Here is a 26,946-nt window from a genome sequence, read left to right on the forward strand (position 1 = left end):
GGGCGCGCTACGGCCGCTGGGATGGACCCATGACAACGCTGACAACGACTTACGGGACGCTGCACGGCAAGGTGGCGCTGGTCACCGGGGGCAGCCGTGGCATCGGCGCGGCGACGGCGGTGCGGCTCGCGCGGGAGGGCGCGGACGTGGCGCTCACCTATGTGAACGGCAAGGAGGCGGCCGAGGACGTCGTACGGCGCGTCGAGGCGTTGGGGCGGCGGGCCACGGCCCTGCGCGCGGACGCCGGGGACGCGGGCGAGGCGGCCGCGGCGGTGGAGCGTGCGGCCGGGGCGCTGGGCGGGCTGGACGTGCTCGTGAACAACGCGGGCGTGGGCGTGCTCGGGCCCTTGGAGGACCTCTCACTCACGGACATCGACCGGGTGCTGGCCGTGAACGTGCGCGGGGTGTTCCTGACCTCGCAGGCGGCGGCCGCGCGGATGCCGTCGGGCGGGCGGATCATCACGATCGGGACGTGCATGGCGCAGCGGGTGCCGGGGCCCGGCGGGACGCTCTACGCGACCAGCAAGTCGGCCCTCGTCGGCCTGACGAAGGCGCTCGCGCGGGAGCTGGGCGGGCGCGGGATCACGGCGAACATCGTGCATCCCGGGCCGACCGACACCGACATGAACCCGGCCCACGGACCGTACGCGGCGGGTCAGGCGGCAATGACGGCCGTGGGGCGGTTCGGTACGGCGGAGGAGGTGGCGTCGATGGTCGCGTATCTGGCGGAGGCGGAGTACGTCACCGGGGCGGAGTTCGCCGTGGACGGAGGGCACGCGGCATGACCCATGGGTGAGGCGCACCGCTGATCGGATGCGCCTCACGCGCGCGTGCCGGTCGCCGGGGCGTGCGGCCGGGAAGGCGGCGTGCCCCTGGGATCGGGCGCACCCCTGATCCGGGCGCGCGCCGCACGTACGTACGGGCCACGGTCGCCCGGGCGTGCAGCGCACGAGCCGCCAGGGCGCGCGGCGCACGAGTCGCTCCCGCGCACAGGCCGCCCTGCGCGCGGCCGGGCACGCGGCGTAACCCAGGGATCGGGCGCACCGCTGACCCGACGCGCACCACGCGCGTCCGGGCCGCGGTCGCCCAGGCATGCAGCGCGCGAGTCGCCAGGGCGCGGCACGCGAGTCGCTCCCGCGCACGGGCCGCCCTGCGCGCGGCCGGGCACACGGCGTAACCCAGGGATCGGGCGCACCGCTGACCCGACGCGCACCACGCGCGTACAGGCCGCGGTCGCCCGGACGTGCGGCGCGCGGGTCGCCCGGCGCGCCCCGCGCCCGTGCTAGCCGCCCAGTTCCTGGTGCCGGGCCGACAGGTCCGACGCGCCCTGGGGTGTCAGGGAACCGAACAGGCGCAGCCGGGAGATGCCTCCGTCGGGATAGATGTCCACGCGCGCGTGCGTGCCGGTCACCGGAGCCGGGAGGGCGAAGCGGTGGTTGGTGTCGGGCTGGAGGCGGGTGCGCGGGAGGATCTCCGTCCAGTCGCCGCTCTCGCCGTCCTTGACGGACACCGACGCCCAGCCGGCGCTGTTGCCCTTCAGATACGCCGTGTCAATCTCCAGGGCGCGGATGGCCGCCTGCGCCGCCAGGCGGTAGCGGATCCAGTCGTTGCCCCGGTCACGGCGCCGGCGGGTCTCCCAGCCGTCGTCCATCTTGCGGGAGCGGCCGGGCTGGATGGTGTTGGTGGCCGGCGAGTAGAAGAGGTTCGAGGCGTCCTCGACCCGGCCGCCGTTCTCCAGGGCGACCACGTCGAAGGTGCCGAGGGTCGCCAGCCACGTCGGGTCGGGCACGACCTCGCCGTACACCCGCAGGCGGGCGATGCCTCCGTCGGGGTGCTGGTTGACCCGCAGGTGCGTGAAGCGCTGCTCGACCAGGACGGCGAAGCCGTTCGCCGCGTGACCGCCGACCGGGGTGCGCGGGACGAGGGTCGTCCACTTCACGTCGTCGCCGAGGAGTTCCTCCGGGGAGGGGGAACCGGGCACGGAGATGCCCTCCACCGACACCGCCTGCGGGTAGTTGCCGCGGAAGTGGGCCGTGTCGACGACGATGCCCCGGATCACCCCGGGCGCGCCGAGGCGGACCAGGGCCCAGTCGTGGTCCTCGGCCGTCGGCCAGGGGTGCCCGGCGCTCGCGCCGCGGCGGCGCCGGGTCTCCCAGCCGTCCATGATCTTGCCCTTGTGCCCGAAGTGCTCGGGGTCGAACTCGGCCGGCCCGGGCACCAGGAGGTTCTCCCGCTGGGCGAAGAACTCGTCGTTGGCGGCGATGACACCGGCGCCGAGCTGCCGGTCGGCGAGGTTGGCGTACTGGGTGAAGGGGAAGTCGGCGGTGCGGTAGTCCGCGTACGGGTCGCCGCCGCCGTAGGGGTTCGCGTCGCCGGTGAAGCTGGGGATCGCCGTCACGGGGTGTGTGCCTTTCGGGAGTCGGCCGCTGCGGGTGCGGAGGGAGGTCAGGGGGTGCGGGTGAGCAGGCGGCCCTTCGGCGGGGTGAACTCGCCGTTCGCCACGATGCGTTCACCGCGCAGCCAGGTCGACCTCACGACGCCGTACAGGGTCCTGCCCGCGTACGCCGTCACACGGTTGCGGTGCTGGAGGGCCGCCGGGTCGACGGTGAAGGTCTCGTCGGGGGCGAGGACGGCGAAGTCGGCGTCGTGACCGGGGGCGATGGCGCCCTTGCGCGCGTCCAGGCCGACCAGTTGCGAGGTCCGCGTGGACATCCAGCGGACCACGTCCTCCAACGAATGGCCACGCGCACGGGCCGCGGTCCAGACCGCGGACAGGCTCAGCTGCAGGCCCGAGATGCCGCCCCAGGCGGTCGCGAAGTCGTCCGTCTTGAGGTCGGCCGTGGACGGGGAGTGATCGGTGACCACGCAGTCGATCGTGCCGTCGGCCAGCGCCTGCCACAGCAGGTCCTGGTTGGCGGACTCGCGGATGGGTGGGCAGCACTTGAACTCGCTGGCGCCGTCCGGGACTTCCTCCGCGGTGAGGGTCAGATAGTGCGGGCAGGTCTCGACGGTGACGCGGACGCCCTCCGCCTTCGCCTCGGCGATCAGCGGCAGCGCGTCGCTCGACGACAGGTGCAGCACGTGCACGCGCGCGTGGAGGCGTTTCGCCTGGGCGATGAGCTGAGCGATCGCCGTGTCCTCGGCGTCGCGGGGACGGGAGGCCAGGAAGTCGGCGTAGCGGGGGCCACCCTGCTGCGGGGCGGCTTCCAGGTGGTGCGGGTCCTCGGCGTGCACGATCAGCAGGCCGCCGAAGGAGGAGATCTCGGCCAGGGACTGGGCGAGCCGGTCCTGGTCGAGGTGCGGGAACTCGTCCACGCCCGACGGGGACAGAAACGCCTTGAAGCCGAAGACGCCCGCCTCGTGCAGCGGGCGGAGGTCCTTGACGTTGTCCGGCAGGGCGCCGCCCCAGAAGCCGACGTCGATGTGCGCCTTGTCGGCGGCGACCGCCTGCTTGATCCGGAGGTGGTCGACCGTCGTGGTCGGCGGGAGGGAGTTGAGCGGCATGTCGACGAGGGTGGTGATGCCGCCGGCCGCCGCCGCGCGCGTGGCGGTCCAGAAGCCCTCCCACTCGGTGCGGCCGGGGTCGTTGACGTGCACGTGCGTGTCGACCAGGCCGGGCAGCAGGACGTCGTCGCCGAGGTCCTCCAGGCGGGCACCGTCCGGCACGGGAGCGTCGTACGCCTGTATGGCCGTGATCCTGCCCCCGGCGACCGCGACCGAGGCGGCCCGCGTTCCCTCCGGGGTGATGACGCGCGTCGAGCGCAGCACCAGTTCAGCGTCGGACACCCGGACCCCTCTCTGCCGCCGTTAACTTCCGCGTAACGGAATTCAACTTTCTGTTGAAGGAGTCTTCACTCCCGCCCCCGCGCCGTCAAGGGCACACTGGCGGACGGGGCTTACCTGGCGGCCACTCTGGACGTTTCCACAAAGCGGAATTAGACTTCCATCAAGCAGAACGTAACTATGCGCCAGCGGGGAGTCAACCGACCGGCGGGTAGGCTTCTGCCCTTCCCGCCAGTCCCGAAAGGAACGCGCCGTGCCGACGTCCAGCGCCAGCACCACCGACTCCGCCAGGTCCAACGGCGGGGGTGTCCAGTCCCTCGAGCGCGCCTTCGATCTGCTCGAGCGGATGGCCGACGCGGGCGGCGAGGTCGGCCTGAGCGAGCTGTCCGTGAGCAGCGGGCTGCCGCTGCCCACCATCCACCGCCTGATGCGCACGCTGGTGGCCTGCGGTTACGTCCGCCAGCAGCCGAATCGCCGGTATGCGCTGGGCCCCCGCCTGATCCGCCTCGGCGAGTCCGCCTCCCGTCTGCTCGGCACCTGGGCGCGGCCCTATCTGGCCCGGCTGGTCGAGGAGACCGGGGAGACGGCGAACATGGCGCTGCTGGACGGCGACGAGATCGTGTACGTCGCCCAGGTGCCGTCCAAGCACTCGATGCGCATGTTCACGGAGGTCGGCCGCCGGGTGCTGCCGCACTCGACGGGGGTGGGCAAGGCCCTGCTGGCCAACACCCCGGACGACGAGGTGCGCGCCCTGCTGGCCCGTACCGGTATGCCGGCCGCGACGGACAGGACGATCACCACGCCGGAGGGATTCCTGGCGGCACTGGAGGACGTCCGCCGGCAGGGGTACGCGATCGATGACAACGAGCAGGAGGTCGGGGTGCGCTGCCTCGCGGTCTCCGTGCCCGACTCCCCCACCGCCGCAGCCATTTCGATCTCCGGGCCCGCGGGGCGGGTCACGGAGTCGGCGACCGAGCGGATCGTGCCGGTGCTCCAGCAGGTGGCCGGCGAACTGTCACAGGCACTGGCCAGCCAGAACCCGGCCTGACGCCTCCCAGCGCCGGCCGGGCAGCCAAACCGACCGGTGGGCCGGTCAGGACCTCGGCTCCCCGAACAGCTCCACCGCGTCGCGCACCTCCGTCAGCCCCCGGGACAAGGCGCTCACCGAGCCGATCGCGCCCGCTATCAGCAGCAACGAGCTGCGCAGGCGGGGGACTTCGGGGGTGCCGTAGGTGACCATGGCGGCGAGGGCGGCGAGTTCGTCCTCGGCGATGGCACGGTCGGGGAACTCCGCCGGATGCGCGGCCAGTTCACGGCGCAGCCGGGACACCGCGGTCCGCAGTCCCGCCACTCTCGGGTCCTCGTCACTGCCGGTCACTGGCCTCTGCCCCAAGCTCCGCAACACAGCTCTCCCCCTCGCACGCCCTCGTGCGCCGTCATGTGGTGATCCCGCCGCGCATCCCCTGTGGCGTTGGTCGGGCGCCGGGGGACGCGGGTCAGTAAACGCCACCCGACGCCCGGCGCGCCACCGTGCGGACCGAAATTCAGCCCCCGGAAACCAGGCACTCGCCCCGATGTCAGGTATGCAGGAGGCATGAGGGACGGACAGGAGAACGTGGCCGGACTGCTGCTCGCCGCGGGGGGCGGCCGGCGGCTCGGCGGGCGGCCCAAGGCGCTGCTGGAGCACCGCGGGCGGCCGCTGGTCGAGCATGCGGTGGGCGTGCTGCGAGCGGCCGGGTGCGACCGGGTCCATGTGGTGCTCGGGGCCGCCGCGGACGCGGTGCGGGAGCGGGCCCGGCTGGAGGGGTGCGTGCTCGTCGAGAACCCCGGCTGGGCCGACGGCATGGGGTCGTCGCTGCGGGCCGGGCTGGACTCGCTCGCCGGTACGGGGTCGCGGGGCGCGCTCGTCTCGCTCGTCGACCAGCCCGGCATCGGACCGGAGGCCGTGCGGCGGGTGCTCGCGGGCTTCGCGGACGAGGACTCGCTCGTCTCCGCCGCCTACGACGGCGTACGCGGCCACCCGGTCCTCTTCGGCTCCGCGCACTGGGCAGGGATCGCGGCGACTGCGACCGGCGACCGGGGGGCACGCGCCTATCTGAAGGAGCACCAGGAGGCGATCACGCTCGTCGAGTGCGGGGACGTGGCGCGGCCGTACGACATCGACACCGAGGCCGACCTCGCACACCTTCAGTGAACGGGGTGGCACTCAGCGCCACCTTGCCTCGACCCGGAGAATCTCGACATCAACAAACCATTGAACTTCCACGATGAGGAAACTAGTATCCACTGTTCAGAAGCGCCCTCCTCTGGCGAGGGCGCCGCTCGCCGTACCCGGTTCGACTGGCACCCGGTGCCACCGCTGAAGGAAGTGACAGCTCATGTCCGCACCAGCGCCGTCCCCGCTGGCCATCGTCGACGCCGAGCCCCTGCCCCGGCAGGAGGAGGTCCTCACCGAGGCGGCCCTCGCCTTCGTGGCCGAGCTGCACCGGCGGTTCACGCCGCGCCGTGACGAACTCCTCGCCCGCCGCGCCGAGCGCCGCGCCGAGATCGCCCGCACCTCCACCCTCGATTTCCTCCCGGAGACCGCCGCGATCCGCGCCGACGACTCCTGGAAGGTGGCCCCCTGCCCGCCCGCGCTGCAGGACCGCCGGGTCGAGATCACCGGCCCCACCGACCGCAAGATGACCATCAACGCCCTCAACTCGGGCGCCAGGGTCTGGCTCGCGGACTTCGAGGACGCCTCGGCGCCGACGTGGGAGAACGTGGTCACCGGGCAGATCAACCTGATCGACGCGTACACCCGAACCATCGACTTCACCGACCCCGCGAGCGGCAAGTCGTACGCCCTGCGCCCCAACGAGGAGCTGGCGACGGTCGTCATGCGCCCGCGCGGCTGGCACCTCGGCGAGCGGCACCTGGTCGACGCCGACGGCTCCCCGGTTCCCGGCGCCCTCGTCGACTTCGGGCTCTACTTCTTCCACAACGCCCAGCGCCTGCTCGACCTCGGCAAGGGCCCGTACTTCTACCTCCCGAAGACCGAGTCGCACCTCGAGGCGCGGCTGTGGAACGACGTGTTCGTCTTCGCGCAGGACTACGTCGGCATCCCGCAGGGCACCATCCGCGCGACCGTGCTGATCGAGACGATCACCGCGGCCTACGAGATGGAGGAGATCCTCTACGAACTGCGCGACCACGCCTCGGGGTTGAACGCCGGCCGCTGGGACTACCTGTTCTCCATCGTCAAGAACTTCCGTGACGGGGGCGCCAAGTTCGTCCTCCCGGACCGCAACGCGGTCACGATGACGGCCCCGTTCATGCGGGCGTACACCGAACTCCTCGTCCGCACCTGCCACAAGCGCGGCGCGCACGCGATCGGCGGCATGGCGGCGTTCATCCCCTCCCGCCGGGACGCCGAGGTCAACAAGGTCGCCTTCGAGAAGGTCCGCGCCGACAAGGACCGTGAGGCGAACGACGGGTTCGACGGCTCCTGGGTCGCCCACCCCGACCTGGTCCCGATCGCGATGGAGTCCTTCGACAAGGTCCTCGGCGACCGGCCGAACCAGAAGGACCGGCTGCGCGAGGACGTCCACGTCGAGGCGGCCGATCTGATCGCAATCGACTCGCTGGACGCGAAGCCGACCTACGCCGGTCTCGTCAACGCCGTCCAGGTGGGCATCCGTTACATCGAGGCGTGGCTGCGGGGCCTGGGCGCGGTCGCCATCTTCAACCTCATGGAGGACGCGGCCACCGCCGAGATCTCCCGCTCGCAGATCTGGCAGTGGATCAACGCGGGCGTCCAGTTCGAGAACGGCGAGAAGGCCACCCCGGAGCTGGCCCGCAAGGTCGCCGCCGAGGAACTCGACGCCATCCGGGCGGAGATCGGCGAGGAGGCCTTCGCTGCCGGCCACTGGCAGCAGGCCCACGACCTGCTGCTCCAGGTCTCCCTCGACGCCGACTACGCCGACTTCCTGACCCTGCCGGCGTACGAGCAACTGCGCGGCTGAGACCTCACCCGAGGTGCACAGACCAGTCCTGTTCGGCGGCGGGCTTGCCGTGCAGGTCGGGGACCTGCCTCAGCCACGCGGGGCGTCCACGCTGGTTCCTCGCGGTGCGCAGGGCCTCCTCGGCGGCGAGTTCCTCCCGGCTCGGGAAGTCCGTGGGCAGCCACTGCCCCGAGGCGCGCACGCGCGCGTGGAGGTACGTCACGTACGCCTCGCGCGCCTCGTCGGGCGTGGCGTGGTCGGTGAGCCAGTCGTCGGGGACCTCCCCGACGACCCGGCGCAGCAGGTCCTCGGTCACCTTCGGCGCGAGTTCGGCGTCGGCGGCCCGGACGTCGGGGCCGTAGTGGCCGAGGGCGTGATGACGGAAGTCGTACGCCTTCGCGGGGTCGGTGGCGTCCCAGCGGTGGTGGAAGACGAGGGCGGCGCCGTGGTCGATCAGCCACAGGTGCGCCGGTACGGTGCCGAGCGTCGGCCAGACCATCAGGTTGGAGCTGTGGACGGTCCGGTCGACGTTGACGGTGAGGGCGTCGAGCCAGACGATCCGGCCTGCCTCCAGGGGGTCCACCGGGAAGTGCCGGGCGACCTCGGGCGTGAAGTCCCGGGCGCCCGGCAGGTAGTCCATGCCGAGGTTCACGCCCGCGCTCGCGCCGTGCAGGTCCCGCACCTCGTGGTGCGGTTCGTCCGCGGCGATCGCCGGGTCGAAGTGCACGAGCACCAGTTCGGGAAAGCGCAGGCCGAGCGCCCGTGCCAGCTCACCCACGATCACCTCGGCGACCAGCGCCTTGCGGCCCTGCGCGGAGCCGGTGAACTTCACGACGTAGGTGCCCAGGTCGTCGGCCTCGAAGACTCCGGGCACGGAGCCGCCGGACCGCAGGGGCGCGAGATAACGGGTCGCGGTGACCTCGGACAGCATCCTCGCAGGTTACCCGGCGGCGCCCGGCGCGGAACGAGCCGCGTCAGGCCGTGACGCCCTGGGGGAAGCTGAACAGGCAGTAGGGGTCGTACTTCTTCTTGACCCGGACCAGCCGGCCCGCGTTCTCGGCGTAGTAGGCGGCCATGTGGTCGGTGAGGGCCGGGTCGATGTAGTTCTGGTACGACTCGCCGTTCGAGTAGGGGTCCATGGCCTTGAAGCCGCGGTCGGCCCAGTCGCGGGCAGACGTCAGGCTGTCCTCGTCGGTGGGGCCGACGGCGATGGACGCGTTGTACGTGAGCAGGTAGAGACTGTCGCGGTGCACGTAGGCGGTGTCCGTGCGTCTGCGTTCGTTGACGGCGCCGCCGAGCGCGGTCGCCCGCAGCTGACGCAGCTGGCCGCTCCTGCGGTCGGTGTCGTACACGGCCAGCAGGTGGGACCAGGTGCTGCGCGCTAGGGGCCCGGTGAACAGCCGGCTGCGGGCGTCCGCCCAGGCCGTGCGGGGCAGCTGCGCGTCGGTTCCCGTGCCGGTGCGGTGGCACTGGGCGACGGTGTAGGACGAACAGCCGTAGGCGATCATCAGGGCGGACTCGTACGGCATCAGGGAGGCGAACTGGGAGGCGGGCGGGGCGCCGACGGCGTCCGCCAGGCGGGCCGCCTCCTGGTTGAGCTGGTCCAGTCCGCCCAGTCCCAGCATGATCACCTGGACCTGGGGGGCGGCGGCGGGGTCGGTCATGTTGACCTCCGCGAGGCCGCCGACCGTCGAGGGAGCTCCGGCCAGCCACTGGGCCCAGCCGTTCATGACGTCCACGGCCTGGTCGTAGGCCCAGTTGACGAAGGCCACCGCGATCTCGGCGACCGGGTTGGTGGTGACGGTGTACGAGGTCACCACGCCGAAGTTGCCGCCGCCACCGCCGCGCAGCGCCCAGTACAGATCGGGGTGTTCGGCGGCGGAGGCGGTGACGCGGCGGCCGTCGGCGAGCACCACCTGGGCCGAGGTGATCGTGTCGCAGGCCATGCCGACGGTGCGCGTCTGCGGTCCCAGGCCGCCGCCCTGCAGGAAGCCGCCGGCGCGGACCGTCGGGCAGTACCCGCCGGCGATGGCCAGGCCGGCCGCGCCGAGAGTGTGGGTGATGTCGACCATTTGAGCGCCCGGGCCCAGGGTGACCGTGCCGGAGCCGGCGGCGATCGAGTCCAGCCGGGACACGTCGACGACGAGCCCCGTGGAGGTGGAGTAGCCGCCCGCGCTGTGGCCCCCGCTGCGCACGGCCGTCGCCAGGTCGTTGTCGGCCGCGAAGCGCAGGCACAGCGCCACGTCGGCGGGGCTCTCGCAGTAGGCGACGGCGCTCGGGCGCACGGAGTCGAACTGGATCTGGTCCAGCTGCCTGGCCTGGTCGTAGGCGGCGTCGCTGGGCAGGACCAGGTCGCCTCGCAGATGGGCGCGGAGGCTGCCCCAGCTCACCGCCGCGCCGGCCGGCGCGGCGGTGAGCATCGGGACGGCTGCCAGGCCGAGGGACGCGGCCCCGGCCCGGAGAAGGGTGCGACGGCTGAGCACGGTTTCCCCCATGTGTTGTCGTGACGGCTGCGGTGGCCGGCCGATCGTGGAGCCGCCGCATGGGCGGAAAACTTGAATCCCCCTTGCAAGATCCGGTCAAGGTTCGCGCCCAGTGCGCCGGTCGACAGTGGAGCCCCGAAAGGAGGCAGACATGGCACGACAGCTCAGGGTGATCGTCGCGGGCGGCGGGATCGGCGGGCTCGCGACCGCGCTGGCGCTCCGCAAGGCCGGCATCGAGGTGGTCGTCCTGGAACGGGCGCTGCGGCTGCGGGCGGCGGGGTGCGGGGTGCACCTGTGGACCAACGCCGTGCTCGCGCTGCAGGACCTGGGCCTGGCCGACGCACTGCACAAGGTCGGCAGGTCGCAGGTGCGCTGCGAGTTCCGCAACTGGAACGGGGGCGAGCTGGCCGTCTGGCCGGTCGAGGAGTTCGTGGACCGCCACGGGCAGCCGGTGGTCGCCATCGGCCGCGACGACCTCGTCGACATCCTCGCCGACGCCCTGGAGGAGGCGGCTCGGGACGCGGTGCGCACGGACGCCGACGTCACCGGCTACCGGCAGGACCCGGACGGGGTGGCCGTACTCCTGGCGGACGGGTCCGAGGTCCGCGGCGATGTGCTGATCGGGGCGGACGGGGTCAACTCACGGGTCCGTGCCCAGCTCCTCGGCGACACCCCGCCCGACTTCGCCGGCTACACGGCCTGGCGGGCGGCCGTACAGGTGGAACCCGACTTCGTGCCGGACGACTTCTTCCGCTGCATGTTCGGCAACGGCACCCGGTTCGTCTTCTACGCCATCGCGCCCGGCCGGCTGCACTGGATGAGCGTGGCGAACACCCGGCCGGGCGGCCGGGACGGCACCGACGTCAAGGAGATGCTGCTGGCCCGGCACCGGGGCTGGATGGACCCGGTGGAGGAGATCATCGCGCGGACGCCCCCGGAGGTGATCCTCCGCAACGACGTGGTGGACCGCCGGCCGGACAAGGTCTGGGGCGAGGGCAGGGTCACCCTGCTCGGCGACGCCGCGCATCCGATGAACTTCAACGTCGGACAGGGGGCCTGCCAGGCGCTCGAGGACGCCCTGGTGCTGGCCCGCGCGCTCGCGACGACGGCCGACCCCACGGCCGCGCTGCGCGCCTACGAGGAGGAGCGGCGGCCGCGGGTCCACTCCTTCCAGAAGGCCGCCCGCATGGTGGGCCGGGTCGGCAGCTGGGGCAACCCGTTCGCGGTCCGCGCCCGCACGCTGCTGTACCGGGCGGTGTGGTCGGGTCCGGTCTGGAAGCAGGTGGACCGGGACATGGCCGCGGGCGCCCGCTGGGACGCCCCGCAGGTCCCCGTCTAGGAACTCAGCTGAGCGGCGAAGAGCGGTTCGACGGCGGTCAGCATGAGGGCCCTGGCCCGCTCGGTCCCGCCCTTGACCCGGCCGGCCATCGCCAGTGAGACACAGCCGTGCAGGAAGGCCCAGACGGTGTCGACCGCGCCGCCGGGGTCGCTCAGCTCGGCGCCGCGCGCCTCGGCGATGCTCTGCAGGGCGATGCGGAAGGTCCGGAAGGCGGTCTTCGCCTCCGGCGGGGTCTCGGCGGTGCCGAAGGGCACGCCGTCCATGCCGTTCATCGCCTGGTAGAGCTCGGGCGAGGCGAACGCGAAGGCCCAGTACGCCTCGGCCATCGCGGCCAGCCGCTCCGGCGCCGGGGCCTCGGCGGCGGCCTCGAGCCGGGCGGTGAGCTCGCTGAAACCGACCAGCATCAGCTCGACGAAGAGCGACTCCTTGCTGGAGAAGTACTGGTACAGGATCGGCGGGGTGTACTCCAGCTTGTTGGCGATGCGGCGGATGGTGACCGCGTTCCAGCCCTCCTCGGCCGCGATGTCCCGCGCCGCCTCCAGCAGCCGCGCGCGCATCTGCTGACGCTCCCGTTCGCGGCGCGTTCTGCTGGCGCTCGGCTTCGGCTGCGCGAGCCCGGGTTTCGTCGTCACGTTCGTCCTTCCGTTGACAGCGGAATCCTATCGCCGATCTAATGTCTATCAATGATAGATTTCCTGACATCATTAAGGAGACAGGCGTGATCGTCGTCTTCGGCGGCACCGGCAAGGTCGGCCGCCAGATCGTGGACCAGCTCCGCAGCGACAGGCACCCGGTGCGTGTCGTCACGCGGACCCCCTCTTCGGCGCGGTTCGCCCGGGACGTCGAGGTCGTCGCCGGTGATCTGCACGACCGGCACTCGCTGGTGCGGGCCGTCACCGGCGCCAGGGCGATCGTCTGCACCGTCCAGGGCGGCAACGGCAAGGGGGCGAGCGGTCCCCGGGGCATCGAGGGCAAGGGCGTCCCGACCCTGATCGACGTCGCCCGGGACGCCGCCGTCGACAACTTCGTCTACCTCTCGACCGCGAGCGCCCGAGCCGACAGCCCGGTGGAGTTCTTCCGCCTCAAGTCCGAGGCCGAACGCACGCTGCGCGGCAGCGGGCTGCCGTTCTCGATCCTGCGGCCCACCCATCTGATGGACACCTGGGTCGAGATGCTGGCCGAGCCCATCGCCAAGAAGGGGAAGGCCATGGTGCTGGGCTCGGGCACCAACCCGGTCTCCTGGGTGGCCGGCACGGATGTCGCCCGGGTGGCCGCCGCGCTGGCCGCGCGCGCGGGTGAGGGCTTCTCCGCGGATCTCGGCGGCCCCGAAGCGCTGACCCTCGCCCAGGTCAACGAGCTCGTCGCGGCCTCGATGGGCACGCAGATCAAGGGCGAGAACAAGATGCCGGTGGGCATGCTGCGGCCGATGAGCGCGCTGATGAAGCCGTTCAACCCGGTCCTGGCGCGGCAGATGCAGATGGGCGTGGTCCTCGACACCCAGCCGCAGGTCGTCGACTCCGGCGCGGTCTGGGCGCGGTACGGGCAGCCGCTGCCGCTCTCGGCCTGGCTGCAGCGTCACCGGCCCGGTGTCACGGAGGGCGTCTGATGTACGCCGCCATGGGCGCGTTCCTCGTCCGCCGGGCCAGGCTCGTGCTGGCCGTCTCCGGCGTCGCCCTGGTCGCGGCGGTCCTGCTGTCGGGCGGCGCGTTCACCAAGCTGCAGGGCGGTGGCTTCACCCCGGCGGGGGCCGAGTCGGTCGCCGCCCGGAAGCTGGTCGACCAGAAGTTCGGCGGTGACCCCAATCTGGTCCTGGTCGTCGAGGCCAGGTCCGGCACGGTCGACGCGCCGGACGTCGGCGCGGCGGGCGCGAACCTCGCCGCCGCGCTGAAGGCCCGTCCCCAACTGCGCAACGTGACCACGTACTGGGCGTCCAAGGCGCCCTCGCTCAAGTCGTCCGACGGACGGTACGCGCTGATCCTCGCGCATGTCACGGGCACGGAGAACGAACAGGACAAGACCGTCGGCGCCGTCGTCGACCACGACCTGAAGAAGGCCGGCGGCGCGGTGCTGGTACGGCCCGCGGGCCCGCTCGGCGTCAGCCATGACATCAGCGTGAAGGTGAAGAAGGGGATCGCCCTCGCCGAGGGCATCGCGGTACCGCTGACGCTGCTGCTGCTCCTCGTGGTGTTCGGAAGCCTGGTCTCGGCGCTGCTGCCGCTGGTGATCGCGCTGCTGGCGGTGCTGGGCACGTTCGCGGAGCTGTCCGTCCTCGGTTCGCTCACCGACGTGAGCGTCTTCGCCACCAACCTCACCACCGCGATGGCGCTCGGCCTGGCGATCGACTACGCGCTGCTGAGCGTCAGCCGGTTCCGCGAGGAGCTGGCGCGGGGGCGTGACGTGTCGGCCGCGGTGATCCGTACGGTGGAGACCGCCGGGCGGACCATCGTGTTCAGCGCGGCGGCCGTGGCGGCGGCGATGTGCGCGCTGCTGGTCTTCCAGTCGGTGTTCCTGCGCTCGCTCGCCTACGCGGGCATCGGTCTGACGGTCATCTCCGCGGTGGCCGCGGTGATCGTGCTGCCCGCGCTGCTGGCGGTGCTCGGCCCCCGGGTCAACGCCGGCCGCATCCCCAAGGTCCGCTCGACACGGATCGCGGCCTCCCGTCCGTGGGGCCGGCTGGCGGGAGCCGTCATGCGGCGGCCGTTCGTGCTCGCCGTGCCGATCATCGCGGCCCTGGTGCTCCTGGCCCTGCCGGCGCTGCACATCTCCTTCGCCACACCCGACGACAGGATGCTGCCGACCTCGGCCGACAGCCGCAGGGCGAGCGAGGTGCTGCGCACGTCGTTCGGCGGTGACACCACCGCGAGGGTCAGCGCGGTCAGCGAGCGGCCGGTGACGCGCGATCAGATCACGTCGTACGCACGGCGGCTGTCCGAACTGCCGCACGTCGCACGGGTCGACAGCGCCGCGGGGCGGTTCGTCGCGGGCACGCGGTCCCAGGCCGGCGAGGCGGACGGGCTCAGCGCGGCCGGCACCGAACAGGTGCTGATCACGCCGGCGCCCGGCGTCGGCCCCGAGTCCCGGGCGGCCCAGGACCTGGTCAAGGACGTCCGCGGCGTGCACTCGCCCGGACATTTCCTGGTCGGCGGCACCACGGCGGAGCTGATCGACACCAAGGACGCCATGCGTTCCCGGCTGCCCCTGGCGGTCGGGCTCATCGTGCTGACCACGTTCGTGCTGCTCTTCCTCTTCACCGGCAGCCTCGTGCAGCCGCTGCGGGCACTGCTGCTCAACGCGCTCGGACTCGCGAGCGTGCTCGGGCTGATGGTGCTCGTGTTCCAGGACGGACATCTCAGCGGGCCGCTGGACATCACCGCACGCCCGCTCGACACCTCGATGCCGGTGCTGCTGCTGTGCATCGCCTTCGGTCTGTCGATGGACTACGAGGTGTTCGTCATGAGCCGGATCGCCGAACTGCGCAAGGGGGGCGCGAGCACCCCGGAGGCGGTGGTCGAGGGGCTCGGCAGGACCGGACGGATCGTCAGCACCGCGGCCGGGCTGATCGCCATCAGCTTCTTCGCCTGGGTGGTCAGCCCGCTGACCTTCGGCAAGTTCTTCGGCATCGGGACGGGCCTGGCCATCGTCCTGGACGCCACCGTCATGCGCGGAGTCCTGCTGCCCGCGTCGTTCCGGCTCCTGGGCGACGCCTCCTGGTACGCGCCCCGGTTCCTGCGCCGTGTGCACGACCGGTTCGGGTTGAGCGAGGCGGAGGAGGAGACCCGCTCCGCCCCCTCGTCCGTCACGGTGACAGGCTGAAGTCCTCGCCGCGGCCGGCCGGAACGCGCTGATGCGTTCCGGCCGGCCGCGCTACGCCGACCTCCTCACGGAGGATCGCCTCGTGCGTACGGCGCAGGGAGGGCCCGGGCTCGGCGCCGATGGCCTCGACGATCCGCCGGCGGGCCACCGCGTACAGTTCGAGCGCCTCCATCGGGCGTCCCGCGGAGGACAGCGCCAGCAGCAACTGCTCGATGATGGGTTCGGCGTACGGCTGCTCGGTCACGACCCTGCCGAACTCCTCGATCACGGTCAGCGGCCGGCCGAGCCTGAGCTCCGTGCCGGCCCATTCCGACAGCGCCTCCAGTCGGCGGCGCTCGATCCATTCGCGGACCCGGCAGAACCAGGGGCCACGCAGGTCGGCCAGCGGGGTGCCCCGCCACAGGGAGAGCGCCTGTCGTTGCAGACGGGCCCGCTCCTCGTCGTCGGTCACGCGCCGTGAGCACGCCATCAGGCGCTCGAAGCGGTGCAGGTCCACCAGGTCGGGTTCGACGTCGAGCAGATAGCCGCCGCTTTGCCGACGCAGCTCGATCTTCTCCCCCGAGCGGCGCTCCGCCGCCTCAAGGATCCGGCGCAACCGGGTCACGTACGTGTACAGGACGTTCCGCACCTCGCTGGGCGGTGAGTCGTCCCAGACGCGGGCGACCAGAGCATCGAGCATGACCGGACGGCGCACATCGATAATAAGCGGAACGAGAACACTCCTTTGCTTCAGCGGGCCGATTCCGATCACTTCTCCCGCGACTTCCAGTTCGACCGGCCCGAGAATCCGAAATTCCACTTGATTCCCCCCGTGGATCAATCGATCGATTGCCGACTCGAGTCCATTATTGGCCGAAACAGAACCGGAAGGATTCGGTCACCTGCGGAAGTGACGGACTTCACAGGAAAGGTTTCATTACTGTTATCCCCGTCTTACTGCTGACGCGAATTCCAATTCAGCGGAACACCTAAAGGAATACCCAGGCGGAAGTAAAGAATGGGGCCGGAAAAAAAGAGTGTGCCCGGCCGTGGCCGGGCACACTCCGCGATTGTGGAAGGCCGGATCACCCCCTGGTGCCGGCCGGCACCAACTCCACCGGCAGCGTCCAGGTGTGACCGGCGCCCGCCGTGCCGCCCTCGGCCAGCACAGCCCATGGATCGGTGCCGCAGATCTCGCGGACGGCACCGCGCAGCCATACGTCGAAGGGGTCCTCGGAACCCAGCAGCCGCCGGCCGGCGATGGCCGGATTCCGCGCCTCCACGTAGTGGACCACACACCCCGCGCCGTCCCGCTGGAGCCAGAAGGACTCGCGCACGATCCCCGCGCGCCGCCGGGACGCCTCGTATTCGGCCAGCCGGGGGCCGGCGAGCTCGGCCTGGAGCTCGCGCCAGCGTTCGGCCCGGCCGGGCGCGATGGTCAGGATGTTCACCGCGGGCGCCGCCACCGTCCCGGCGCTCACACCGGGACGCCCGGTGCGCCCGCCCCGGTGCAGCCGGCGCATACCGAGCTGGGCGAGCATGTCGGACTCGACGCCGATGCCCCAGCGCTCGGCGATCAGCCCGTCCACCAGCCGCCACACCACGACGCCGCGCGACTCCATCCGCCGTCCGGTCGGCGCCATGCCGAGGAAGTCGCCGAGATGCGTGCCGCGCCAGGTGTTGTGGATCACGACGTGGTCGGCATGGGCGCTCATGTCCTCGATGGTGACGTGCAGATCGGGAAATCCCGCGCGCAGTCCCGCGATGGTGTACTTGACCCCCGGCCGGCCCTCGGGGGCGCCGGGCAGCGGCTGGTGGTCGATCATGTCCTCCCGGTAGATCTCGTCGACGACCGAGAAGACGCCTTTGTTGACGAATTCGTCGAACACCCTCCGGATGATCTTCTTGTTCCGCTCCGCCGCAGAATCGTCGGTCGGCATGCTGATCCCTTCTATCGGTGAACGTCGACAAGTCTTGGCGGGGCCTGTGGGCCGTCTTCTTGAACGATCCTTGACGGCACCGGAACCGGGGCCACCGGCCCCCTCACCCGCCGACCGAGAGCACGAGCTTGCCCCGGGTGTGCCCCTCGCGAAGCAGTTGCTGAGCCTGCGCGGCCTGCTCCAGCGGGAACGTCCGGGCCACCTCCACCGCCAGCTCCCGCTCCGCGGCGAGGCGAGCGAGCTCCGTCAGGTCCGCGGCGTCCGGGCGGGCGAAGAGGTAGGAACCGCCCAGCTCCGTCACCCTGGGCTCCACCAGCGACACCAACCGCCCTCCGGGGCGCAGCAGTTCACGCGAGGCCCGCAGCGCCCGGCGGCCCACCGCGTCCAGTACGGCGTCCACACCGTCCGGGGCGAACTGCCGTACCCGCTCGGCGAGGCCTGAGCCGTGGGCCACCGGCCGCACCCCGAGGGCGCGCAGGAAGTCGTGGTTGTGCTCGCCGGCGGTGCCGATCACCTCCGCTCCCCGCAGGCGGGCGAGCTGCACCGCGAAGAGACCGACCCCGCCGGCGGCGGCGTGCACGAGGACGGCCTCCCCCCGCCGCACCCGGAGCCGGTGCGCCACGCTCTGGTAGGCGGCCAGTCCGGCCAGCGGCAGGGCGGCGGCCTCCTCCCAGGTCAGCCCGGCCGGCTTGCGGACCAGGGTGCGGGCGGGAGCGACGACCAGCTCGGCGAAGGTGCCGGAGCGTACGACGTCCTGCCAGACGTACCCCAGCACCTCGTCCCCGGGGGCGAACTCCGTGACGGAGACGCCGACCCGCTCCACCGTGCCGGCGACGTCGAAGCCGCCCACGACGGGGAAGACGGCGTCCGCCAGCGGCGCGAGCAGCCCTTCCCGGGCCTTCCAGTCGAGCGGGTTCACCGCCGCCGCACGGGTACGCACCAGCACACCGTGCGGCCCCAGCGTCGGATCCGGCAGTTCGTCGAACTCCAGGACCTCGGGACCGCCGAACCGGCGGAAATAGACGGCCTTCACCCTGTGCCTCCCTTTCGAGCGTGCTCACGTGCGTCCCGTACCGGATCGCACTGTGGCCGAGGGAGGTTGGCCGTCACCTTGAATGCTTCTTGACGGCACGCGGGGTCAGGCCCGTCAAGACTCATTCAAGCAGTCCGCCCAGAAGTCCGGCGCAGCGTGTGAACGCGCGGAAAACCGCTGCGCACCGGTAATTCGAGAAGGACGGACCCATGATGCTGCCGAGTACGGCACCACCCGCCGGAGCGGGCACGGACCCGCCCGCCGCGGCGCGAACCACGCGGGCTTCGGGGCCGGTGCTCGCCATGTTCCCCGGCCAGGGCTCGCAGCGCCCGGGTATGGCCCGGGACCTGGTGCGGCGCCATGGCTCCGTCGCCGTGCCGCTCCTGGAGCGGGCCGAGCGCGCGCTCGGTCTGCCGCTGACCGAGATCTGCACCTCGGGCACCGCCGAGGAACTCGCGGCCACCGACATCACCCAGCCCGCGCTGGTCGCCACGTCCCTCGTGGTGTACGAGGTGCTGCGCCACGAGGGCCGGTTCGCGCCCGGCGCGGTGACGGGGCACAGCCTCGGCGAGTACACCGCGCTGGTCGCCGCCGGGGTGCTCGACCCGCTCGACGCGCTGCGCCTCGTGCAGGTCCGGGGCCGGCTCATGGCCGCCGTCTCCGAGCGCACCCCGGGCGGCATGGCGGCGGTCATCGGCCTGGACGCGGCGAAGGTCGAGGCCGCGTGCCGGGACGCCTCCGGTCACGGCCTGGTGGAGGTCGCCAACTACAACGAGCAGGGCCAGACCGTCGTCTCCGGCGAGGCCCCGGCCGTCGCCGCGGTCTGCGAGCTGGTCCGCGCTCGCGGTGCCGAGCGCACGGTCGCGCTGCCGGTCGGCGCGCCCTTCCACTGCTCGCTCATGTCCGGCCTGGAGGACGAGTTCGCGGCCGAGCTGGGCCGGTTCCGCTTCACCGATCCGCACACCCCGGTGCTGAGTTCCGTGACCGGCGAGTGGATCGTCTCCGGCGAGCACGCCCGCGAGCTGCTGCGGCGCCAACTGGCCTCCCCGGTGCGCTGGGTGGACGTCCTGCACACCGCCCGGGCCGACGGGTTCACCCACTTCGTGGAGGTCGGACCCGGGCGCGTGCTCAGCGCGCTCACCCGGCGCACCGTCCCCGGGGCCACGGTCCGCAGCACCAACGACGCACGACGCGTCGCGGCACTGATCGACGAGACATCACACCGAGAGAAGGACATCCGATGACCCTTGCCACCACCGACCTGCTGCCCGTCGTCCAGGACGCGGTCGCCGAAGCCCTCGGCATCGACGCCGAGGAGGTCCAGCCGGACGCCACCCTGCTGGGTGATCTCGGGGCCGAGTCGATCGACCTGCTCGACATCCTGTTCCGCATCGAGCGGGTCTCCAAGATCAAGATCACCGTGAACGACATCGGCGACCTGCTCCAGGGCGGTATCCCGGACGAGGAGTTCGGGGACGAGAACGAGGTCGTCAACGACACCGGCCTCACCCACCTGGAGAAGGTGCTGCCGCAGTTCGACCGCAGCCTGCTGACCGAACCGCTCACGGCCGACGGTGTGCTCGGCCTGTTCACGGTCCAGAACCTGCTCGACCTCCTCGCCGACCGGGCGGCCGCCGCAGATGCCGCCTGAGATCCTCGTCGGCACCGACCTCGTGGCCGTCGAGCGCGTGCACCGGCTGCTCAGCGAGCAGCCGGAGGTCGCCGGCCGGGTCTTCACCGACCGCGAGCTGTCCTACTGCGCCGCGCGCCGCAGCCGCCGCTCCGAGCACCTCGCGGGCCGGTTCGCCGCCAAGGAGGCGGTGTTCAAGGCCCTGGGCGGGGCGCCCGCCATGGCCGACTGGACGGACGTCGAGGTGGTCAACCAGGCCAGCGGCAGACCCTCACTGCGGCTGCACGGCCGGGCGGCCTCGGTCGCCCGGCGGCGGCACATGCGGCACGCCGAGGTCACGCTGTCGCACGCCGCCGGCCTCGCCATCGCGCACGTGCTGCTCGTCTGCGACCCGGGCCCCGGCCCGGACACGACCGAGAACGGTGGAACACATGTCCCTGGATGATCGTGCGGCGCTGGTCACCGGCGCCTCCCGAGGCATCGGCCGTGCGGTCGCCCTGGCCCTCGCGGCCCGGGGCGCCGCGGTGGCCGTCAACTACCGCTCCCGCAAGGAGGAGGCGGCGTCCGTCGTACGGGAGATCGAGGAGACCGGCGGCCGGGCCGTCGCGCTGCACGCCGACGTCGGCGACCCGGCGGCCGCCCGCGGGCTCGTCGAGGACGCCACCGGCGCGCTCGGCGGCCTGCACATCCTGGTCAACAACGCGGGCATCACCCGCAACGGCCTGATCTGGGACGTGCCGGGCGACGCCTGGCTGGACGTCATGCGCGTGAACCTCGGCGGCGCCTATCACTGCACGGCGGCCGTGGCCCGGCACTTCATGGGTCAGCGGGACGGGGCGATCGTCAACATCTCCTCCGTGATGGGTCTCGGCGGCTGGATCGGCCAGTCCAACTACGCCGCGTCCAAAGGGGCGTTGAACGCGTTCACCCGCAGCACGGCGATCGAGCTCGCCCGCTTCGGCGTACGGGTGAACGCCGTGGCCGCCGGCATCGTGCCCACCGAACTCGTCGGCGACGTCCTCGCCAAGGACGGCGGCAGGGGCATCCGCCGGCAGGTGCCCCTGCGCACTTTCGCCACGCCGGAGGACGTCGCCTCGGTCGTCGCCTTCCTGGCCGGTCCCGAGTCGTCGTACGTCACCGGCGAGGTGGTCCGTGTCGACGGCGGCCTCGCCGCGCAGCTGGGCATGGGCCGGCCGTAGCCGGGAGGAGGAGAGGAGAGACCATGCGATTCCATCTCATCGACCGCATCGAGTCCTGGGAGCCGGACCGGCACATCACGGCCCGCAAGGTGACCTCGGTGACGGAGACGACCTGGCGGCCGGGCCCCGACGGCCCCGAACTGCCCTTCGGCCTCGCCCTGGAGGCGCTGTGCCAGGCCGGGAGCTGGCTGTTCCTGCTCAGCACCGGCCACCGGCGGCGCGCCGCGTTGCTGGGCGTCGACCAGGTCACCGAGTACGGCAGGGTGCGCCCCGGCGACACGCTGCGGATGTCCGCGGACGTGGTGGGCCGGCACGACGAGGCGGCCGTCCTGGACGGCACGGTGTCGGTCGACGGCGAGCCGGTCCTGCGGGCCGAGGGCATCATGTGCGCGCTGATCGACGCCGAACGGCTCGACGACCCCGCGGACACCGCGCGGATGGCCGAGGCCCTGCTGGGCGGGAGGCCGGTGTAGATGAAACGCGTGGTCATCACCGGCGCGGGAGCCGTCACTCCGCTCGGCAACGACGCCCCCTCGACCTGGCGGGCCCTGTGCGCCGGCCGTTCGGGCGTCGGCCCGTTCACCCTCTTCGACGCCTCGTCCTTCCCGGTGCGCATCGCCGCGCAGGTGCGGGACTTCGACGTCCGCACGGCCGTCCCCGCCGCTCTGGGCCCCGGCCGTCTGGGCCGGGCAGGCCGGTTCGGGGTGGCGGCGGCGCTGGAGGCGCTGCGGGACGCGGGGACGGAACCCGGCACCTACCCCGCCGAGGCGTGCGGCGTGGCACTGGGCGCCAGCGTGGGACGGCCAGAAGTGCAGTTCCTGGCCGACATCGGAGTGCTGCGGCGACGCTCGGGCCGTCCGGACGCCTTCCTGCGACAGCCGCCGCGCCAGGTCCTGGCGGACAACCAGAACCTGGCGCTGAGCGCCGTCGCCCAGGCGCTCGACGCCCGAGGTCCGGCGATCGGCACCAGCACGGCCTGCTCCGGCTCGGGGCACGCCATCGGGGAGGCGTACCGCTGCATCCAGGAGGGCGACGCCGACCTCATGGTGGCCGGCGGTCACGACTCACTGACCTCGTGGTGCGATCTGCTCGGCTTCAGCCTGCTGGGCGCCATGACCAGCGAGTGGAACGATGATCCCGAGCATGCCTCCCGCCCCTTCGACGCCGACCGCTCCGGCTTCGTCGTGGGAGAGGGCGCGGTGGCGTTCGTCCTGGAGGAACGGGAGCGGGCCCTGGCCCGCGGCGCGCGGGTGCTGGCGGAACTCGTGGGCTACGGCTCCACGCTCAACGCCTGGCGCATCACCGACTCACCGCCCGACGGATCGGGCGCCGTCCAGGCCATGGAGGCGGCACTCGCCGAGTCCGGGCTGGATCCCACCGCGATCGACTACGTCGTGGCGCACGGCACCGGCACCCCGGGCAACGACCTCTCGGAGACCGTCGCCATCAAGAAGGTGTTCGGCGATCAGGCGCACCGTCTGGTGATCAGCTCACCGAAGTCCATGGCGGGCCACCTCACGGCGGCCGGCGCGGGACTCAACCTGCTGGCGGCGATCGGCGCCATAAGGGAGTCGGTGGTGCCGCCCACCGTCAACCTCGACACCCCCGACCGGCGCCTGGACCTGGACTACGTCCCGCGGCGGGCCCGGAACAGGCGGGTGACGGCCGCGCTCGTCAACGCCTTCGCCTTCGGCGGCACCAACACCGGCCTGATCGTCACAGAGCACCGGGAGGACACATGACCGACCTCACGACCGCGCCGCCGGCCGCGGTGTCCGACCGCGGCTTCGACCGGGTGCTGGAGTTCGAACCCGGCAGTCACGCCGTGGCCGTGCGCAACGTCCCCGGCACGCACGCGTGGTTCGCCACGCACTTCCCCCGCCGGCCCGTGCTTCCCGGCGTGCTCCTCCTGGAGGACCTCGCGCGTCTCGCCGCGCTGGTGTGCGGACACGGTGCGCAGGACTGGCGGCTGAGCGGTGTGCGCACGATGCGCTTCAGGCACTTCGTCGGCCCGGGTGACCAGGTGGAACTCCGGGTCCGGGTGACCGGCGCGGGTGCCGACTCCCGGGACGTACGGGCCGAGGCCCGCGTCGAGGGGCGTACCGTCGCCACCGCGCGCCGGCTGACCCTCACCCGTCGGGAGGCGATGTGAGGCGCCGAGTCGTCATCACGGGCATCGGCCTGCTGACCGCGCTGGGCGAGGGCGCGGCGGCGACCTGGGAGGGGCTGCTCGCCGGGCGGAGCGGCATCGGCCCGTTGCGCGGCTACGACCCCGCGCCCCTGCGCACCCGGATCGGCGCGCAGATCGCGGACTTCCGGCCGGAACGCGTCATCCACCGCCGGTCGCTGCGCATGCTGTGCCGGGGGGACCAACTCGGCGTCGTCGGCGCGTCCCTGGCCCTGGACGACGCCGGGCTCGGCGACGAGGGGGAACTCGGCTACCGCGCGGGCCTCTTCCTCGGCAGCGGCAAGGACATGCCCCGCATGGACGCGCTGGCCGACGGTCTCGCCTCCGTCACCGCACCCGACGGCGCCGTCGACCTGGACACCCTCGGCCGGACCGCGTCCTCGGTGCTGGCACCGCTGTTCTACGTCGAGGGGCTGCAACCGGCAGCGTTGTTCCACGTCTCCAGCAGGCACGGCATCCGCGGGGCCAACGACTTCTTCGCCGGCACCGCGGACGCCGGCTCGTTCGCCATCGGCCGCGCCATGCGGGCGATCCGCAGGGGTGAGGCGGACGTGGCGGTCGCCGGCGGCTACGACGAGCCCACCTCGTGGTGGACGATGTCGAAGATGGACGGGCTCGGTGTGCTCACCGGCCGCAACGAGCTGGGTGAGCGCGCCTTCCGGCCCTTCGACCGGGACCACGACGGTTCGGTGTTCGGCGAGGGCGCGGCGCTGCTCGTCCTGGAGGAACGCGAGCGCGCGCTCGCCCGCGGCGCCCGCGTCTACGCGGAGATCGACGGGTTCGGCGCGGGCACCGACTGTGTACGGCCGCCGGGCTCGCATCCGCGGGGCCGCGGGCTCGCCCGGGCCGTCGGCCATGCCCTCAAGGACGCGGACCGCGAACCGGTCACGGACTTCGTCGCCGCGCATGGCTGTGCCACCGTCCAGGGCGACACCAGTGAGATCGCCGCTCTGAAGGACGCCCTGGGCGACACCGCCAAAGCGGCCGCGATCACCAGTGTGAAGCCGCAGACCGGCCACCTGGTGGGTGCCGCCGGGGCGCTGAACACGGCGGTGGCGGCGCTCGCGCTGCATCACGGAACCATCCCCGCGACCCTCAACCTCGAACAGCCGGCGCCGGGTTGCGACCTCGACTGCGTCCGCGGCACCCCGCGCGACGCCTCTCCCCGTACGGCGCTCGCACTCGCCCGCGGGCTGGAGGGCCAGGCCGTCGCCCTGTCACTGCGCGCGTTTACGGAAGGACGGACCGAATGAAGAAGACGAAGCGCGTGGTGGTCACCGCCATGGGCGCGGTGACCTCCCAGGGCGCCGGTGTCGAGGCCCTGTGGCACGGGGTCCGGGCCGGCAAGGTGGCGATCGACCGGGTCCGCGGCCTGCCGACGGAGGGCTGCGCCACCGACATCGGCGGCGAGGTCACCGCGCCCCTGCCGCCGGCCGGCTACGACTACCGGGCCGACCTCGGCGTCCACGGGCACGAGCGCGCGGTCGACCTGGCGCTGGCCGCCGCCCGCGAGGCGATGTCCGCGCACGGTCTGCCGGACCTGCCCGCCGATGAGTGGGGCGTGGCGATCGGCAGCTGCAACGGCGGCACACGCAGCGCGGAGCGGGTACTGCGGCGGGCCGGCGCGAACCCGCTCACCGCCGACGACGCCCGGGAGTTGCTGCTGCTCTCCCCGCACACCATCGCCGAGATCCTCGCCTGCGCGTTCGGTCTGAAGGGGCCCGTGCTCTCGGTGAACACCGCCTGCGCCTCGGGCGCCCACGCCCTCGCGCACGCGGCGGAGGCGATCCGGGCGGGCCGCGCCCAGGCCTTCCTCGTCGGCGGCACCGATGCCTTCACCGAGACCGCCTACGCGGGCTTTACCAGTCTGCAGTCGCTCTCCCGGCGGCCCGCCGCGCCGTACTCCCGGCACCGCGACGGCCTCTCGCTGGGTGAGGGCAGCGGCATGCTGGTGCTGGCGGAGGAGTCGGTGGCCCGCGCGGCCGGCGCCCCGGTCCTGGCCGAACTGCTCGGCTACGGCCTGTCCGCGGACGGCCACCACGCCACCGCGCCGCACCCGCAGGGCGAAGGTGCCGCCCGCGCCATCCGCGGGGCGCTGCGCACCTCGGGGCTGACGGTGGAGGACGTGCCCTACATCAACGGACACGGCACCGGCACCCCGAAGAACGACTCCGCCGAGAGCAACGCCGTGCGTGCCGCGCTCGGGCAGGCGGCGGAGAAGGCCGCGCTCAGCAGCGTGAAGTCGATGATCGGGCATCTGCTCGGCGCCGCCGGCGCCGTGGAGGCGATCGTGACGGTGTCCGCCCTGGAGGAGCAGCTCGCCCCGCCGACGGCCGGGTTCACCGAGCCGGATCCGCGCTGCGGCCTGGACGCCGTGCCCGGCAGCGCCCGGCCGATGGCGATGGACGTGGCGCTGTCGAACAACTTCGCCTTCGCCGGTGCCAACGCGACCGTCGCGTTCTCCCGTCCCGGCGCGCGTGCCGCGCTGCCCGCGACACCGTGGGAGGAGCGGGTGGTGGTCACCGGTATCGGCGTGCTCACCCCCTCGGGCGGATCACCGGAGGAGCTGTGGCGGGCCTTCCGCTCGGGTGCCCTCGCGGGCGTCCGGGAGAGCGGGCTGCGGCTGGCCCGGCTGGACGTCGATCCGGGCTCCGTGATGGCGCCCGGCGAGCGGCGCCGGGTGGACCGGCTCGGCCGGCTGGCCATCGTCTCCTGCCGCCGGGCGCTCGAGGACGCGCGTCTGACGCCGGACGAACGGGTCGGTGTCGTGCTGGGCAGCGGACTGGGCCCCATGCGCAGCACCGAGGACTTCCTGCGGCCGGTACTGGAGGAAGGGGCCGCCGCGGGCAATCCCGCCATCTTCCCCAACACGGTCTACAACGCGGCCGCCGGGCAGATCGCCATGGTCCTCGGCGCCAAGGGCCCGACGTCGACCGCGGCCGCCGCGCACGCGGCTGGCGCCTCCGCCCTGTCCATCGCGCACGACATGCTGCGCACCGGCACCGCGGACGCGGTGCTGTGCCCGGCCGTCGACGATCTGACGGACACCGCGGCCGAGGCGTACAGCAGGCTGCCGCTGACCGGGGGACCCGGCGGACGGCACTACGGCCTGGCCGAGGGAGGCATCTCGCTGGTGCTGGAGCGCGAGTCCTCGGCGCGGGCCCGGGGCGCCCTGGTCCTCGGTGAACTCCTGGGCCACGGCACCGCCTACGACGCCGCGGGCGCGGGTCGCTGGGACCCGCGGGGCGACGGGCTGTACCGGGCCATGCGCAAGGCGCTGGCGGACGCCGGCACCGGGCCCGAGGAGCTCACGGCCGTGTGGGCCAACGCCGCCGGGATCCCCGCCGTGGACCGCCCGGAGGAGCGGGCGCTGCGCCGGCTGGGGACGCGGGCGGAGGTACTGGCCCCCAAGCGGGTCCTCGGCGAACCGGTCGGAGCGGGCGCCCATCTGGGCGTCGCCCTGGCCGTCGAGGAACGGCGGCGCGGTGGAGCGGCCGGTCCCGTCCTGATCAACAGCTCGTCGCTCGGGGGCACGCACATCGCCCTCGTCCTGCGTCCCGGAACGGAGTTCTGAGC

Annotated in this window: 25 protein-coding genes; 16 read left to right on the forward strand and 9 right to left on the reverse strand. The window is 72.7% G+C overall.

The window, feature by feature from the left end; translation table 11 throughout:
* The first annotated feature begins 29 nt into the window (after positions 1 to 29).
* Complete coding sequence (locus tag ABZZ74_RS01725) at positions 30 to 785, forward strand: SDR family oxidoreductase (protein WP_356760973.1); 756 nt, start codon at positions 30 to 32, stop codon at positions 783 to 785.
* A gap of 497 nt (positions 786 to 1,282) precedes the next feature.
* Here the strand turns inward: ABZZ74_RS01725 and alc are convergent, their stop codons facing one another.
* Together alc and allB are read right to left on the reverse strand one after the other, a co-directional pair.
* A complete protein-coding gene (gene alc / locus ABZZ74_RS01730) occupies positions 1,283 to 2,398 on the reverse strand; it encodes an allantoicase (protein WP_356760975.1) in 1,116 nt (371 codons plus the stop codon).
* 47 nt (positions 2,399 to 2,445) lie between these two features.
* Positions 2,446 to 3,786 carry an allantoinase AllB gene (gene allB, locus ABZZ74_RS01735; RefSeq protein WP_356760977.1) on the reverse strand — a complete coding sequence of 447 codons (1,341 nt, stop codon included), beginning with the start codon at positions 3,784 to 3,786 and terminating at the stop codon, positions 2,446 to 2,448.
* Positions 3,787 to 4,036: 250 nt separating this feature from the next.
* Here allB and ABZZ74_RS01740 point away from each other — a divergent pair, with 250 nt between their 5' ends.
* The gene (locus ABZZ74_RS01740; RefSeq protein ID WP_356760979.1) at positions 4,037 to 4,831 is read left to right on the forward strand and encodes an IclR family transcriptional regulator; all 795 of its coding nucleotides are present in this window, start codon (positions 4,037 to 4,039) and stop codon (positions 4,829 to 4,831) included.
* Positions 4,832 to 4,876: 45 nt separating this feature from the next.
* On the opposite strand, the gene ABZZ74_RS01745 is transcribed toward ABZZ74_RS01740, so the two are convergent.
* Positions 4,877 to 5,161, reverse strand: a complete 285-nt coding sequence (locus ABZZ74_RS01745) for a DUF5955 family protein (RefSeq protein ID WP_356760981.1) — start codon at positions 5,159 to 5,161, stop codon at positions 4,877 to 4,879.
* 216 nt (positions 5,162 to 5,377) lie between these two features.
* On the opposite strand from ABZZ74_RS01745, the gene ABZZ74_RS01750 reads away from it, so the two are divergent.
* Both ABZZ74_RS01750 and aceB read left to right on the forward strand, forming a co-directional pair.
* Positions 5,378 to 5,977 (forward strand): nucleotidyltransferase family protein, encoded by a 600-nt coding sequence (locus tag ABZZ74_RS01750; protein WP_356760983.1) that lies wholly within the window; start codon positions 5,378 to 5,380, stop codon positions 5,975 to 5,977.
* Positions 5,978 to 6,161: 184 nt separating this feature from the next.
* Positions 6,162 to 7,787, forward strand: a complete 1,626-nt coding sequence (aceB, locus tag ABZZ74_RS01755) for a malate synthase A (RefSeq protein ID WP_356760985.1) — start codon at positions 6,162 to 6,164, stop codon at positions 7,785 to 7,787.
* Positions 7,788 to 7,791: 4 nt separating this feature from the next.
* Here aceB and ABZZ74_RS01760 read toward each other — a convergent pair whose 3' ends face one another.
* Positions 7,792 to 8,697 carry a HipA family kinase gene (locus tag ABZZ74_RS01760; protein ID WP_356760986.1) on the reverse strand — a complete coding sequence of 302 codons (906 nt, stop codon included), beginning with the start codon at positions 8,695 to 8,697 and terminating at the stop codon, positions 7,792 to 7,794.
* 43 nt (positions 8,698 to 8,740) lie between these two features.
* Complete coding sequence (locus ABZZ74_RS01765) at positions 8,741 to 10,249, reverse strand: FAD-binding protein (protein WP_356760988.1); 1,509 nt, start codon at positions 10,247 to 10,249, stop codon at positions 8,741 to 8,743.
* A 151-nt stretch (positions 10,250 to 10,400) separates the two neighbouring features.
* Between ABZZ74_RS01765 and ABZZ74_RS01770 the strand changes: the two genes are divergently transcribed.
* Entirely contained in the window at positions 10,401 to 11,588 is a 1,188-nt protein-coding gene (locus ABZZ74_RS01770) for an FAD-dependent monooxygenase (protein ID WP_356760990.1), read from the forward strand.
* Here the strand turns inward: ABZZ74_RS01770 and ABZZ74_RS01775 are convergent.
* The gene (locus ABZZ74_RS01775; protein WP_356760992.1) at positions 11,585 to 12,220 is read right to left on the reverse strand and encodes a TetR/AcrR family transcriptional regulator; all 636 of its coding nucleotides are present in this window, start codon (positions 12,218 to 12,220) and stop codon (positions 11,585 to 11,587) included. The two genes, ABZZ74_RS01770 and ABZZ74_RS01775, sit on opposite strands and share 4 nt — an antisense overlap.
* An 86-nt stretch (positions 12,221 to 12,306) precedes the next feature.
* Here ABZZ74_RS01775 and ABZZ74_RS01780 point away from each other — a divergent pair, with 86 nt between their 5' ends.
* Together ABZZ74_RS01780 and ABZZ74_RS01785 are read left to right on the forward strand one after the other, a co-directional pair.
* Positions 12,307 to 13,194, forward strand: coding sequence for an NAD(P)H-binding protein (locus ABZZ74_RS01780; RefSeq protein ID WP_356760993.1), 888 nt, complete (start codon positions 12,307 to 12,309; stop codon positions 13,192 to 13,194).
* Positions 13,194 to 15,401: an MMPL family transporter gene (locus ABZZ74_RS01785; protein WP_356760995.1), complete on the forward strand. Its 2,208-nt coding sequence runs from the start codon at positions 13,194 to 13,196 to the stop codon at positions 15,399 to 15,401. Before ABZZ74_RS01780 ends, ABZZ74_RS01785 begins: the two co-directional genes overlap by 1 nt.
* Here ABZZ74_RS01785 and ABZZ74_RS01790 read toward each other — a convergent pair.
* The 3 genes from ABZZ74_RS01790 to ABZZ74_RS01800 all read right to left on the reverse strand — a co-directional run bounded on the left by ABZZ74_RS01790 (position 15,385) and on the right by ABZZ74_RS01800 (position 18,353).
* Entirely contained in the window at positions 15,385 to 16,200 is an 816-nt protein-coding gene (locus ABZZ74_RS01790) for a BTAD domain-containing putative transcriptional regulator (protein WP_356760997.1), read from the reverse strand. The two genes, ABZZ74_RS01785 and ABZZ74_RS01790, sit on opposite strands and share 17 nt — an antisense overlap.
* A gap of 265 nt (positions 16,201 to 16,465) precedes the next feature.
* Positions 16,466 to 17,320 carry an ester cyclase gene (locus tag ABZZ74_RS01795; protein WP_356760999.1) on the reverse strand — a complete coding sequence of 285 codons (855 nt, stop codon included), beginning with the start codon at positions 17,318 to 17,320 and terminating at the stop codon, positions 16,466 to 16,468.
* Between the two features lie 103 nt (positions 17,321 to 17,423).
* Positions 17,424 to 18,353 carry an NADP-dependent oxidoreductase gene (locus tag ABZZ74_RS01800; protein ID WP_356761001.1) on the reverse strand — a complete coding sequence of 310 codons (930 nt, stop codon included), beginning with the start codon at positions 18,351 to 18,353 and terminating at the stop codon, positions 17,424 to 17,426.
* 209 nt (positions 18,354 to 18,562) lie between these two features.
* On the opposite strand from ABZZ74_RS01800, the gene fabD reads away from it, so the two are divergent.
* The 9 genes from fabD to ABZZ74_RS01845 are packed head-to-tail and all read left to right on the forward strand — an operon-like array spanning position 18,563 to position 26,944.
* On the forward strand, positions 18,563 to 19,597 hold the full coding sequence (gene fabD / locus ABZZ74_RS01805) for an ACP S-malonyltransferase (RefSeq protein WP_356761002.1): 1,035 nt from the start codon (positions 18,563 to 18,565) through the stop codon (positions 19,595 to 19,597).
* Positions 19,594 to 20,004: a phosphopantetheine-binding protein gene (locus tag ABZZ74_RS01810; protein WP_356761004.1), complete on the forward strand. Its 411-nt coding sequence runs from the start codon at positions 19,594 to 19,596 to the stop codon at positions 20,002 to 20,004. The genes fabD and ABZZ74_RS01810 overlap by 4 nt, the downstream gene beginning before the upstream one ends.
* A complete protein-coding gene (gene acpS / locus ABZZ74_RS01815; protein ID WP_208778672.1) occupies positions 19,994 to 20,428 on the forward strand; it encodes a holo-ACP synthase in 435 nt (144 codons plus the stop codon). The genes ABZZ74_RS01810 and acpS overlap by 11 nt, the downstream gene beginning before the upstream one ends.
* The gene (locus ABZZ74_RS01820) at positions 20,415 to 21,182 is read left to right on the forward strand and encodes a glucose 1-dehydrogenase (protein WP_356761006.1); all 768 of its coding nucleotides are present in this window, start codon (positions 20,415 to 20,417) and stop codon (positions 21,180 to 21,182) included. The genes acpS and ABZZ74_RS01820 overlap by 14 nt, the downstream gene beginning before the upstream one ends.
* Before the next feature lie 23 nt (positions 21,183 to 21,205).
* The gene (locus tag ABZZ74_RS01825) at positions 21,206 to 21,655 is read left to right on the forward strand and encodes a 3-hydroxylacyl-ACP dehydratase (RefSeq protein WP_356761008.1); all 450 of its coding nucleotides are present in this window, start codon (positions 21,206 to 21,208) and stop codon (positions 21,653 to 21,655) included.
* Positions 21,656 to 22,924 carry a beta-ketoacyl-[acyl-carrier-protein] synthase family protein gene (locus tag ABZZ74_RS01830; RefSeq protein WP_356761010.1) on the forward strand — a complete coding sequence of 423 codons (1,269 nt, stop codon included), beginning with the start codon at positions 21,656 to 21,658 and terminating at the stop codon, positions 22,922 to 22,924.
* Positions 22,921 to 23,334 carry a hydroxymyristoyl-ACP dehydratase gene (locus ABZZ74_RS01835; protein WP_356761012.1) on the forward strand — a complete coding sequence of 138 codons (414 nt, stop codon included), beginning with the start codon at positions 22,921 to 22,923 and terminating at the stop codon, positions 23,332 to 23,334. The genes ABZZ74_RS01830 and ABZZ74_RS01835 overlap by 4 nt, the downstream gene beginning before the upstream one ends.
* Positions 23,331 to 24,623 (forward strand): beta-ketoacyl-[acyl-carrier-protein] synthase family protein, encoded by a 1,293-nt coding sequence (locus tag ABZZ74_RS01840; protein WP_356761014.1) that lies wholly within the window; start codon positions 23,331 to 23,333, stop codon positions 24,621 to 24,623. The genes ABZZ74_RS01835 and ABZZ74_RS01840 overlap by 4 nt, the downstream gene beginning before the upstream one ends.
* A complete protein-coding gene (locus ABZZ74_RS01845; RefSeq protein ID WP_356761015.1) occupies positions 24,620 to 26,944 on the forward strand; it encodes a beta-ketoacyl-[acyl-carrier-protein] synthase family protein in 2,325 nt (774 codons plus the stop codon). Before ABZZ74_RS01840 ends, ABZZ74_RS01845 begins: the two co-directional genes overlap by 4 nt.
* Positions 26,945 to 26,946 lie beyond the last annotated feature (2 nt).

This window comes from Streptomyces sp. NPDC006476 (genome assembly GCF_040612015.1).
Classification (GTDB): domain Bacteria; phylum Actinomycetota; class Actinomycetes; order Streptomycetales; family Streptomycetaceae; genus Streptomyces; species Streptomyces griseorubiginosus_B.

Bases quoted from the DNA above. Each gene is read 5' to 3' on its own strand.
- fabD (WP_356761002.1), top strand. From the start codon at position 18,563: ATGATGCTGCCGAGTACGGCACCACCCGCCGGAGCGGGCACGGACCCG.
- ABZZ74_RS01845 (WP_356761015.1), top strand. From the start codon at position 24,620: ATGAAGAAGACGAAGCGCGTGGTGGTCACCGCCATGGGCGCGGTGACC.
- ABZZ74_RS01825 (WP_356761008.1), top strand. From the start codon at position 21,206: ATGCGATTCCATCTCATCGACCGCATCGAGTCCTGGGAGCCGGACCGG.
- ABZZ74_RS01820 (WP_356761006.1), top strand. From the start codon at position 20,415: ATGTCCCTGGATGATCGTGCGGCGCTGGTCACCGGCGCCTCCCGAGGC.
- ABZZ74_RS01750 (WP_356760983.1), top strand. From the start codon at position 5,378: ATGAGGGACGGACAGGAGAACGTGGCCGGACTGCTGCTCGCCGCGGGG.
- aceB (WP_356760985.1), top strand. From the start codon at position 6,162: ATGTCCGCACCAGCGCCGTCCCCGCTGGCCATCGTCGACGCCGAGCCC.
- acpS (WP_208778672.1), top strand. From the start codon at position 19,994: ATGCCGCCTGAGATCCTCGTCGGCACCGACCTCGTGGCCGTCGAGCGC.
- ABZZ74_RS01725 (WP_356760973.1), top strand. From the start codon at position 30: ATGACAACGCTGACAACGACTTACGGGACGCTGCACGGCAAGGTGGCG.
- ABZZ74_RS01770 (WP_356760990.1), top strand. From the start codon at position 10,401: ATGGCACGACAGCTCAGGGTGATCGTCGCGGGCGGCGGGATCGGCGGG.
- ABZZ74_RS01785 (WP_356760995.1), top strand. From the start codon at position 13,194: ATGTACGCCGCCATGGGCGCGTTCCTCGTCCGCCGGGCCAGGCTCGTG.
- ABZZ74_RS01760 (WP_356760986.1), bottom strand. From the start codon at position 8,697: ATGCTGTCCGAGGTCACCGCGACCCGTTATCTCGCGCCCCTGCGGTCC.
- ABZZ74_RS01810 (WP_356761004.1), top strand. From the start codon at position 19,594: ATGACCCTTGCCACCACCGACCTGCTGCCCGTCGTCCAGGACGCGGTC.
- ABZZ74_RS01830 (WP_356761010.1), top strand. From the start codon at position 21,656: ATGAAACGCGTGGTCATCACCGGCGCGGGAGCCGTCACTCCGCTCGGC.
- ABZZ74_RS01795 (WP_356760999.1), bottom strand. From the start codon at position 17,320: ATGCCGACCGACGATTCTGCGGCGGAGCGGAACAAGAAGATCATCCGG.
- ABZZ74_RS01835 (WP_356761012.1), top strand. From the start codon at position 22,921: ATGACCGACCTCACGACCGCGCCGCCGGCCGCGGTGTCCGACCGCGGC.